Origin of the sequence: Pseudomonas sp. ANT_J12 (assembly GCF_008370045.1) — a bacterium.
Taxonomy (GTDB): Bacteria; Pseudomonadota; Gammaproteobacteria; order Pseudomonadales; family Pseudomonadaceae; genus Aquipseudomonas.
Map to the genome: position 1 here is coordinate 1 of NZ_VOBN01000043.1, position 10,803 is coordinate 10,803.

Consider the following 10,803-nt stretch of genomic DNA (forward strand, 5'->3'; position numbering starts at 1 on the left):
AAACAGTGGCATTTTTATGCCAGCAAAATGGTAGGTGAGCTATTTATGTGCCACAGGTATAGAAATATGGGGCACCGCGTCTGGGATCAGGTGGTGACTTTGAGTGTGGGGTTCATGGAGCGTTTACCGTTGAACAATGCCATCCCCGTCTTTCTTGGCAGCCGCTGAGGATGGCCTGTTCTACCTCAGCCCTGGCGAGATGCCGGCGTTCTACGGTAGCGGTGGGTCAGCAGCAAGGCCAGCATCAGCCCCAGCAGGTGGGCACCGTAGGACATTTGCAGCGCCAGGAAGTAATCCACGGTTTCGCCGGGACGCACACAGCTGTAGCCGTAGCTTTGACCTTCCTGGGTGACGCCCGGTGCGTCGGTCAGGTCAACGGGTGGCAGGGGTTCCTGGGGCGGCGTCGCAGCATCGGGCTTGCCGATGTAGCTCAGGCTACTCCAGCTTTGCTCCGACAGCTGATTGATCGCCGCCAGTTGCCCGGCGTTGCAACGATTGAGCACATAGCCACCGATGGCAATCACGGCAAATACCGAGATCAGCATCGGCACCACGTAGTAGCGCTGTGCAGGCAGTAAGCGCACCACCACCAGTCCGGCAATGAAGCCCGAGACCCATGAGTTGGCCCAGAAAGCCCAACTGCCGCCCCAGCCCTCGGGGATCAGGAACATGAGCGTGTAGGGCACGACAAATCGCCCCAGCAGATGGCACAGGGCAGCTATCAGGACGGCGACCAACAGGGGTTTGATCAAGGACTTCATCGGGTATTCATAACCTTTGGTGAGCAGGGTGGACGCGGGGAGGGCACAGAGGTGCGCGCGGTCATCAGTGGCTGAGCGCGTTCGTCGAAGCGGTGGATTTTTGAGGAGTCGAGGCCTGGGAGGTCTCTAGCGGCTGCGGGGGACGCAGGTCTGCGATCATGTGCGATTCCATCCGTGGAAAATTCGAGCGCGGATCATGCAGCAATTGACGCCGGCCTGCAAGGCCCGGTGCAGAGCGGGCTACGTCTGGATTGGCGTTTCCAAGTCAGCCCCCCTCAGGGAAATCCTGATGGCATATTGAATTCAGCGATGGCAAGCTTCTGACCTGCAGCACCGACCCGTGTGCAGCCGGGCAGGACGCTCACTCCTCAATAACTGCTGCCATTCACCTCGGGTGTTCATCACCTGTTGGTTCCACTGAACAAGGATGTCGTCATGAAAATCTCTCTTGGTCTTCTCGCCCTGGCTGGGTGCCTGTCCACTTTTTCTGTCTCGGCCGCTGGCCCGAACCAAAGCGATCTGTTCAAGGCTTTGGCGGAGTGCAAGGCCAGTGCGCAGCAGGTAGCCGACTTCAACGGTCTGGTGGACGCTGGACAATTGTCGTTGCCCAAGGATGTCCCACACAGCCCGTGGGGCGGCGGCGCCTGGCAGGTCACGCCGGCGTTGACGGTGCACGGTGTGTCGTCCACCACCGCCGTGATGACCGACCGCGCCAGCTTCTTTCTCCAGGCCAAAAGCAGCAGCCCTAAGGCCGACGCGGAGAAGCTTGCCAGCACCCTGAAACTGCAAAAGGTTCTGGATACCGACGGTTATGTTGACTTCCAGCGCAGCCTCGACAATGGCGCAACCTTGCGAGTGGTCTCCACGGAGGACAAGGACATTGATCTCTACGTGGGTTGCAGCTATCAGCAGAATGCTTCCTGAGACCTGAGGTCAGACGAGTACACCGCGAGCCCGCAGGGGCTTCGCGGCTCAAGCGTGCAACATCGTTTTAGCCCTGACCGTAGCGGCAAAAGTACACTTGGATGACACGAAGCAGAGGGCAAATAATGAGTTGGCAAATAGACAGGCCGTCTCGAGTGACGTTGAGTTTCTGATGGATATCGACCCTCTCGCCAAAACAGAGAAGGGCCGCCAGGAGCACATCCAACGTTCCGATGCAGCAATGACTCAGACAACTCGGCTATCAAGACAGTGGCCGAGTAGAGAATCTTGATCCGGACGATCCAGAGCTGATCTTTGTGAAATGCTTGAGTCTTGCAAAGTTATGAGCGATGGGTGGTCTGTGGGAGCACATGAACTAACAGCTGACCATTAAGTCAGGCCAGATGTAGCGACCATTTGTGTCTATAGCCCGCTATAGATATGGTTCAGAATCATCAGCTCAAGCACGGCCACCAGCACACAAAACGCGACAAATCCTCGTGTGAAGGCCCTACGAGGTTTTTCATAAGACGGAATATTGCCGAAAAGGGTGAGAAGGTCGGATAAAAACTCAAGAAACCCCATGGATGTATGCCTTCGCTCCGTCGATTTATCCAGCCTGCGACACGGTGGCAGGCTAATTCATGCATTTCTTAGTGGAGTGTCGCAACTCTGCGACTCTCGCCAATTCTGATTCGATCCAGCGCTCTGTTCAGAGCATCCAGCGCATCAAGGAGCGCTTTTGCCTCGGATTCCCGGCCATCCCCCCAAAGGCGTTCAGCCATTTTGTTCAGGGCCTGGATAGAGCGTTCAATGTCCGCAGCGGTCGTCGCTGTTATATTTTCCGGCTGTTTCTTCTGCATTCAGTAACCCTTCTGCTGGGCATCGCTTGGCTCTCAGGACCTCACGCGAGCACATCGTTCAAGACAATAGCCGGCCATGACCTGTCCGAGAGTGTGACAGCAGAGTCCTCTGCGAAGGCATGAATTTATCCGACTTGCAGTCTGTTGCAACTTGCACTGTCGATAACGCAGCGCATCAGCGACCACACCTACCGCCTCGGTGTGCACTTTGATTTCAGCATGCATTCCTGGCCGACGTTGATTAATGTCCGGGCATTGGACTGCCTGGGCGTTTTACATCGCGTTTTCGCCTGACCGAGCCAGGGCTCGCAATACGCCCCGGTTGTGGTAACCGGGGGGTGCGCAGTAACAGACTGATTTCCTCTGCGCTGACCGCTCTGCTGAAGACGTGACCCTGAATTTCATCGCAGCCGTTTTCACGCAGGAAGGTTTGCTGCTCTTCGGTTTCGACACCTTCGGCAATGACCTTGAGGTTCAGTTTGTGCCCCAACGAAATCACGGCGGTGGCGATGGCTTTGTCGTTCTCGTTGTCGGGTAGATCGCGCACGAAAGACTGGTCGATCTTGAGTCTTGCGATCGGGAAGCTTTTCAATGCGGCGAGGCTGGAGTAGCCGGTGCCAAAGTCGTCGATCGAGAGACTGATCCCCATTGATTGCAGTTCTTTCATTTTGCTGATGGCTTGCTGAAGGTCTTGCATGATCAGACTTTCGGTCAGTTCCAGCTCAAGGTACATCGGGTCCAGTCCGGTTTCTTGCAAGGCATGCCTCACCCGGTCGATCAGGTCCCTTTCGATGAACTGGCGTGCTGAAATATTCACCGACATGGTGATCGGCGGATAGCCCGCTTCCTGCCAGTCCTTGTTTTGTCTGCATGCGGTATGAATCACCCAATCGCCGATGGGCACAATCAATCCGGTCTCTTCGGCCTGCGGAATGAATTTGATTGGCGGCACCATGCCAAGCTCGGGATGCTGCCAGCGGATCAGTGCCTCTACGCCGATAATCTGACCTGAGTGCAAATCCACCTGGGGCTGGTACAGCAGCAGGAACTCGTCATGGTTGAGTGCGTTTCGAAGCCCGTCTTGCATGGCGAGCTTGCCCTGAACCTTGTTATTCATCTCGCTCGTATAGAACTGGTAACTGTTGCGACCCAGCTCCTTGGCCCGGTACATGGCGGCGTCCGCGTTGCTGAGTAACGTGTCGGTATCGCTGCCGTCGGCAGGGTAGGTGGCCAGCCCCATGCTGCAGGTGACGTGCAGTGTATGTCCGCTGAGCTGAATCGGCCGCAGGATGGCTTCCTGGATTTTGTGCAGGGCTGGAGTAACGCCGTCCACGTCTGAAGGCTGGTCGAACAGGATGATCACAAACTCGTCGCCACCCAGTCGCACGACGGTGTCGGTGCGACGTACACACTCCAGCATGCGCCGGGCGACGGTTTTGAGCAGCTCATCTCCAGCACTGTGCCCGAGGCTGTCATTCACCAGTTTGAATTTATCCAGATCGAGAAACACCACCGTCACCAGGCGGTTGTAGCGCTGAGCGTAAAGTATTGCCTGCTTGAGGCGGTCTTCGAGCAGTGTGCGATTCGGCAGCCCCGTCAGTGCGTCATGGTCGCCCATATAGCGAATGCGTTTTTCGGTCAGTTGGCGTTCTATCGCAATGCCAGCAAGGGGTGTCGCCAGATCGATCAGTCGCGTCTCGGTCGCGCGAGGGCTGCGTACGGTGTTGGAATACAAAGCAAACGTACCCAATACCTTTCGCTCATGGGACAGAATCGGCGTCGACCAGCAGGAGCGAAATCCATAGGGTGCAACGATTGAACGGTACGCCTCCCACAGCGGGTCCAGCGCTATATCCGTGACGATGACCGGTTCTCGTCGATACACCGCGGTGCCGCAGGAACCGACGTTCGGACCGATCGCTATCCCGTCAATGAGCTGGTTATAGGCTTTCGGCAAACTGGGGGCCGCCCCGTGCAGCAGGTGAGTGCCATCCTCATCCAGCACCAGGATGGACACCATCATCCCCTCCAGTTGGGATTCGACCAAGTGAGCCAGGCTGTCGAGGACTACTGCAAGCTCGGTGCTCCTGGCGATCAGCTCCAGGACATGACCCTGTCCGGTGCGGATGATGGCTTCTTGCTCTAATCGGCCGTTTTGCACGGCGAGCCGCTCTGTGGCGATACTCAATTGGACCGTTCTTTTTTCCAGTTGAAGTCGGTCTTTAAGGAATTGATTCACCGCGCGAGCCATGTTGCCGATCTCGTCTTTCCCGTGTTCGGCCATCATCAAATGCGTTTTGTCCGTGTGCTCCTGACGCAACTGCCGGCTTATTTCATTCAGGCGCACGAGCACATGACGCCCCATGAAAACCCGGGTCACGAACCAGGCGAACACCAGGCTGGCGCCCAACATGATCAGCACCCATTGCTGGCTGCGATTTGAGGCCTCAACCAGGCGCTGCACGGCTTCGCGATAGTCTTCGGTGTAGGCACTGGATTGCGCACGGGCTACCGCGACCAGCACCCCGGCCTCATTCTTCAGTTCCTCATTGAAGCGCTGTATCACCTTTTGCTGATTGATGAGCCGCAGGCGCAGGGCGAAGAGATCGGGCGTCTCCACACCAGCGTCGGGTAACTTGCCCGCCGTTCGGGACAGGAGCTTATAGCGGACCTGAAGCCGTTGCACGGCATCACTGTCAACAGCCTGGGGCAGATCGAAAAGTAACACCGCCAGTTCCAGGCTGGCCCGGGTCTGGGTCGCGGTTAACCGGGTGGTGAGATCCGTCAGGGTTTGCTCGAAGGTGACCTCCGATTGCAGCAGGCTTTCTCGCAACTGCGCAACGATATTGGCGGTATTGCGGAACATCTGGCTCGACTGGTACATGTCCAGTATCGCCACGCCACTGTTCGCGGCAGTCAGTTGCTGCACCAGTTGATCAAGGGCTTCAAGCTGTTCGACGGTCGCCGCATAGCTTGAACGCAGGGCGTCGGGAGAGCGGGTTGTCAAAAGCTGATCGGTCTGGCGCTCGATCAGCAAGGTACGCTGCAGCATGTCTTGCCCATCTTGCATACGGACCAGTCGTTCATCTGTCAGCTGGCGGGTGGCGCTGTTTGACGTGCGCAACGCGTAGACCGCCGTTGCACCACCCGCCAGGATCAACAGCGCCAGCGTCAGAAACGCCAATGTGAACTGCGCGCGCAGCGATTGCGGCAATAGCCAGCGTCCGAGTCGGGTAGTAACGTCCAATCTCAGGGATTCCATTGGTGGCGGTAAATGTCCCGATAGCCATTGTCAGGGTCGTACTGGAATTTCTTCCCGCCGTCGAAGGCAATATTGTCGGCGTTGACCAGGTGAATCGGCGCTACGAAGCCACTCACCGGCTGACCTGCAAACAGCCGGTTCAATTCATCCATCACCTGCCAGCCATGCAGGTTGAGCGGCTCGGCCACGGTGACGGTCTGGTAGGTTTTTGCCTGTATACGCAAGAAAGCCGAAGCGCTGCCATCGCCAGCAGACAACAGACTGATGCCGTCACTGGGTATTGCGGCGTTGGTCAATGAGGCAATCGAGTAGTCGAAATAGATATCGTTGATGGCCAGTGTGTGGGTCCAGCGCTTTCCATAGCGCTGAAGCAGTTCCTTGGTGATCGCCGGCATCTTCTCGCCACTTTCGGAGATCGCGACATCGCGCACTTCCAGCAACGTACATTCGCGACAGGCCCGAATGACGTCTTCCATGGCCTTGGCTTTCGCCATGGCGATGCTGTACTTGGAGTCGGTCAGGATCACCACGCCGGCGTGTCCGTTTGACTGCGCCACTGCTGCCATTGCCGTGAGTCGCGCCACTTCGAGCGGGTCGGTCGTGACGTTCATGGCCACCGGCGTGCCGTCAATCGGCCCGGGGCGTGCTCCGGCGTGCCAGGCAACCACCGGCACATCCCTGTTGGCGAAGAGGTTCAGCGCCGCATTGTTCTCCAGGGCATCGGAGCCGCACAGGATGAGGCCGTCGGGTTTCGCTGCCAGGGCATCGGCAAAGGCCTTTGCGCGCCCGGTCGATGATCCGGCACCATCGAAGATCTTCAGCGTCCAGCCCATCGCTTTGGCTGCCTCCCGAGCGCCCTGGGCGACACCGACAATGCCTCCGTTACGCAAATCTTCTGCGACAAAGGCGATGCTCTTGCCCCACTGTGCTTGCGGGCCGGATTCAGGGCCGCTCCAGCGAACGGCTCCGAGGGTGGCCCTGGAAACGATTTCCTGCGCTTGAATCACCGTAACCGTGGCTTTTTCGGCACCCGCTGCGGTTGGCAGGTTCTGACCATACCCGGGAGTTGCCGTGAAAAGACAGAAAACCGCAATTGAGGCCATCCGCATTCGCCAGGGCTTGATCAGACAGGTTCGATCTCCCCATAGGATGGCGGGTCTGGAGCCGATGGCGCGATCATAGACTGGCATGGCGTCCCTTTTTGCCAAGAGTGCAGCGTTCACTGTCCGAAAGGATAGTCGGTTCTGCTGTCGTCAGGTCTTTTGTGGGTAAAGTGCGCGAACTTTAGTCCTGAACATTCAGGAAAGGGAGCGGGGGGGCATGGCACAAAACAAGGGATGAAGGAGCCCGTGGTGCCTATGATTTTCATGTCCCTTTTCAGGTTGCAGGCGAGCACATTCAGGCTCATCCCGGATTCGTACAGGCAACAAAAAGCCCGGACTGTGCCGGGCCTCATTGGACGTCACTCAGCGAGAATAAAACCTCCTCACTTGCTCCGTGCGATCGAGAATGGGTTTACTCCTGCGCCTTTGAACCCAGCTACAGAATGCGTGTATGGGGTGAAGAACGGCTCCAAGCACGCAAAGCAGCATGATGATGAAGAGCGAAATAAGCGGGATGCTTTCGTGCGAGAACATGGTGGGTTACTCCTGTATTCACTATGTCGGAACCTTGAGGGTAGACACCTACGGCTTTGGCTGGATGAATGTATGTTCATCTTTCCAGGCTTGAATTGCGCAAGTTCAGCTGTTACCCAACAACGCTTTGATAACTTCGGAACGAGCAATTGCGGGTGCTCCGTCGCTAAGCAATCCAGCCCGTATACGGTTAGTACAGGTGCAAACTATTGATAGAGTGGCGCCTTTGGTCGGTGCCATCTAAGAGCTTTCAGCGAGGAATGTCCTTCTTGAAGAGCGGATTGTCGCTCTAGAGTCAAAAACTGAATGATCAAACCCCACGCCCGCCATTGAGTGGGTATTTTTTTGCCTGGAGAAACCTGCCCGATCTCCAGCATCCCCTTCACCAAGAAGCCCAGACAAGGAACTTATTCAGTTCGCCCCTAATTTCAATTTTATGTGGTTGGACGGCCACCAAGACCACGACGGCGCGGGGGTATAGCAGCCTTGCTGGTTGGCCGGGGTCGCATCGCAGCGGACGGTGTAGCCCTTGTTGTTGAACTCCCTTGCGCCTTCGCCGGTACCGCGCTCACTGTATGAGGAGCAACCACCGAGTAACGCTGCAATCAAAAGAATCGTTGTGTACTTCATAAATGCCTCCATGCGTGGAACACACAGCTTAATCATTGAATCGCGCCAAGTGCGGGCTTTTTTTTGCCTGGAGAAAAAGTGATGACTGCTTCTGGGAAAGACCGCGCCATCCTCGCCCGCACGCTGGGCGGCGAAGGTCACGCAGGCGCTGAAGCTCGGTGGTTACGTCTTCTTCAAGACGCTTTCCTGGCCGGTGGTTGCGTTAGTCATCGATTACATTGGTTGGCGCTCAACGTGTGTTTGGCCTATGGAGCGTTGTTAGTGCTGACTGTGGCACCGCTTTACATGTGGGTGCTACCGAGAGGTTCGGTTTCACTCAGAAAAAATGACGGGTTTTACGATGAAAGTCTGTCAATTGATCGACGGGTTTACTGGCTCCTCACGACGATTTTTGCATTGGGCGCAGTGATCATGACGGCAATCTCTGTTCAGCTTTTTGGCGCTGACGCCGAATTGACCCAGTGGCCACGATGTCGCTGACCCAGTCTGATGCCTCGAAAACATTGCCTGGGCAGGGTTTGTGTCGATTTGGAGGTGGGGCAGTCTTGCGTCGGCACGTGGGTCAATTCGGCATCGGCCTCAACACCGAGCGACCACCGACACACTTTGCCCAGGCTCAAGGCTCTCGCGAACCATGGCCAGCTTTTGCTCCGGGCTCCAGCGGCGCCGCCGCTGCTGGCCCAAAAGCTCCCCACTCTTATCGTTGCTGTTAGTCATAAACATAACCGTTTGCCTATCCCTTATCGTAAGGGGGAAACGGTGTCCTGTCTTTCATGGGGCTCGTTCAGATCCAGCCCGCCACAACTACTCGCACCGTCTCTTTCACCGTTTCCCAATCCTCTGGATTTAGCCCATGGGACTCAATTCCATTTAAGGCGCTCACTGCTAAACGTTGGGCATGTTCGGGCGAAACACCAAACATCTCTACGATTAGACGTGCCGTGGCATGAGGACCGCTAACATTTAAGTTGTACAGGCATGCATTTGCTTGACTACTTCGGCGAGTTCTTGGGCGTTACAGCCATTGGTAGGAAGCTCCGTTAACAAGTTGCCGTCGAGCCTTGTTCGATAGCCAGGGGAATCCAGACGCAAGACGAGTATCTACAAGCGAGCAGCAATCAGCAAAGTCCTTGCTCGCAAGCCAACATTCCCTCTCTATTGCTGTACCCCAGACGCGCTTCAACTGTTCGTGGTCATTTGCGTCCAGAGATGGTGCAGATGATACAGACTCATAAAACTCCCAAGGCTGCTCCCAGCGATCAAACGCTTCTATTGCTGAAACCAGCTTGCGATGCAAGTCCATTGCGGCACCTAAAGGTAGCGAGAGGGCATACGTGGCGTCCCATTGAACGATCCGCTGCCGAGCATTTCTCGCCAGCCTCGTCGCACAAGTTACTGTTTCGCCATCAGGCTGTCCACGGGCCGCTTCTGGCCGTTTTCTGTCCATCGCGAGAGGCAGAAAAGGACCCCAAGCGGACGGAGGGGAAAAACCGTAGAGTCCTCCAGATCGTGAATGTTCGTTTGGTGATGGATTGCGAAAAATCGCCCTGCCTATGGCCAAGAAGTCTTGGAGAAAAACTGCGTTACAGATGGCTGATGATTAGAATGGGATCAAATTCACCGTGATGTCAGCAAAGGATGCTTTATGCCCCTTTTAACGTGGGATCCTTTTGATCTAATCGCCGTACTCGGCGTCTTCCCCTCCCTGGATGAGTTCGAAACATCACACCGTTACGTTATCGAGCAAGGTACTGTCAGACTGAAATTGACAATTTGGCAATATGATTCTGATGTGGAAATTCAGGTGAGTGAGGCTTCATTACCAAACCCCATTATCAAATACACAATGCTTGGATGCCCCGGTATCCGCGTTGTTGATGACAAGCGCGGTAAATTCTTGGAGTTTGCAGCTTCGAATACTTTCACTGGGCGATACGACGGGTATTCGGTAATTCCCTACGGTTTAAGGTTGTGGGTCGAACCTCAAATTTTGCTGGAGCCGTTCACTTACGCGTCTGCTTAGAGAGAATGGCGGACGGTCATGAGTATGCGCTTTTGGCTGTTCTCCGTCGGTTGTGACCGGCTGCTATTGGCCGATTTCTGCCTGCCGTGGGGGCAGCAGCCACCCAAAGCGGACAGATCGACCCAGAACTTGAGTCGATCTATCAATGGCAGTTAGAAACGCCAGTCCTCAGCGTGAACGACACGACAGAATGGGCCCGCCAGGGTTGCATTGTGATGAGCGACGATACTTTCAGCCTTCAATGCGGGAGTGTCGGTGCAGGTATGACCATCGGCGATCAGCACTGCGTCGAATCCAAGATCTCGTGCGGCGCGGCAGGTGCTGTCGACACAATACTGGGTCTTCATTCCCGCAATAACCACGCCTTGAGATCCACAAGCCTTTAGTCGATCGGCCAGGTCAGTCATGGCGAAAGCGTTAGGTCGGCTTTTGTTGAAAATCACTTCGTCGCCTTGCAGCAACAGTTCCTGCACCAGTTGCGTTAACGGGCTTCCAGGTTCGATAGGCGAGCCGGGCGGCCCCACGTGGCGAGCAAGAAAAATTGGCGCATCGGCCCTGCGGGCTTTATTCAACAGACTGTTCCGTCCTGAATAAGGTTTACACCTTCTGACTTCTCATCAGGAAGGTGCAATGGATACGGGCATAAAACGCAGTCAACGCGATTACACGCTGACTTTTAAATTGTCGGTTGTCGATCAGGTCG

7 protein-coding genes and 3 pseudogenes are annotated in these 10,803 nt (G+C 55.9%); 3 read left to right on the forward strand and 7 right to left on the reverse strand.

All coding sequences use genetic code 11. The annotated features are described in order from the left end of the window. Positions 1 to 185: 185 nt before the first annotated feature. Positions 186 to 761: a hypothetical protein gene (locus FQ192_RS33720; RefSeq protein ID WP_149662268.1), complete on the reverse strand. Its 576-nt coding sequence runs from the start codon at positions 759 to 761 to the stop codon at positions 186 to 188. A gap of 435 nt (positions 762 to 1,196) precedes the next feature. Here FQ192_RS33720 and FQ192_RS33725 point away from each other — a divergent pair, with 435 nt between their 5' ends. Continuing rightward, positions 1,197 to 1,685, forward strand: coding sequence for a hypothetical protein (locus FQ192_RS33725; protein WP_149662269.1), 489 nt, complete (start codon positions 1,197 to 1,199; stop codon positions 1,683 to 1,685). Positions 1,686 to 2,338: 653 nt separating this feature from the next. On the opposite strand, the gene FQ192_RS33735 is transcribed toward FQ192_RS33725, so the two are convergent. The 4 genes from FQ192_RS33735 to FQ192_RS33750 all read right to left on the reverse strand — a co-directional run bounded on the left by FQ192_RS33735 (position 2,339) and on the right by FQ192_RS33750 (position 8,077). Then, a complete protein-coding gene (locus FQ192_RS33735) occupies positions 2,339 to 2,548 on the reverse strand; it encodes a hypothetical protein (protein ID WP_149662270.1) in 210 nt (69 codons plus the stop codon). A gap of 241 nt (positions 2,549 to 2,789) precedes the next feature. Next, on the reverse strand, positions 2,790 to 5,810 hold the full coding sequence (locus tag FQ192_RS33740; RefSeq protein WP_149662271.1) for an EAL domain-containing protein: 3,021 nt from the start codon (positions 5,808 to 5,810) through the stop codon (positions 2,790 to 2,792). Then, positions 5,798 to 6,817 carry a substrate-binding domain-containing protein gene (locus FQ192_RS33745; protein WP_149662274.1) on the reverse strand — a complete coding sequence of 340 codons (1,020 nt, stop codon included), beginning with the start codon at positions 6,815 to 6,817 and terminating at the stop codon, positions 5,798 to 5,800. Before FQ192_RS33745 ends, FQ192_RS33740 begins: the two co-directional genes overlap by 13 nt. 1,041 nt (positions 6,818 to 7,858) lie before the next feature. Then, a complete protein-coding gene (locus FQ192_RS33750) occupies positions 7,859 to 8,077 on the reverse strand; it encodes a hypothetical protein (RefSeq protein ID WP_149662272.1) in 219 nt (72 codons plus the stop codon). 169 nt (positions 8,078 to 8,246) lie between these two features. Between FQ192_RS33750 and FQ192_RS34915 the strand changes: the two are divergent. After that, positions 8,247 to 8,512: pseudogene (locus tag FQ192_RS34915) on the forward strand (MFS transporter); the annotation flags it as partial. Between the two features lie 150 nt (positions 8,513 to 8,662). Here FQ192_RS34915 and FQ192_RS33760 read toward each other — a convergent pair. Continuing rightward, positions 8,663 to 8,794: pseudogene (locus FQ192_RS33760) on the reverse strand (transposase); the annotation flags it as partial. Between the two features lie 928 nt (positions 8,795 to 9,722). Here FQ192_RS33760 and FQ192_RS34230 point away from each other — a divergent pair. After that, on the forward strand, positions 9,723 to 10,100 hold the full coding sequence (locus tag FQ192_RS34230; protein WP_149662273.1) for a hypothetical protein: 378 nt from the start codon (positions 9,723 to 9,725) through the stop codon (positions 10,098 to 10,100). Between the two features lie 152 nt (positions 10,101 to 10,252). Here the strand turns inward: FQ192_RS34230 and FQ192_RS33770 are convergent. Next, positions 10,253 to 10,681, reverse strand: a pseudogene (locus tag FQ192_RS33770) (isochorismatase family protein); the annotation flags it as partial. Positions 10,682 to 10,803 lie beyond the last annotated feature (122 nt).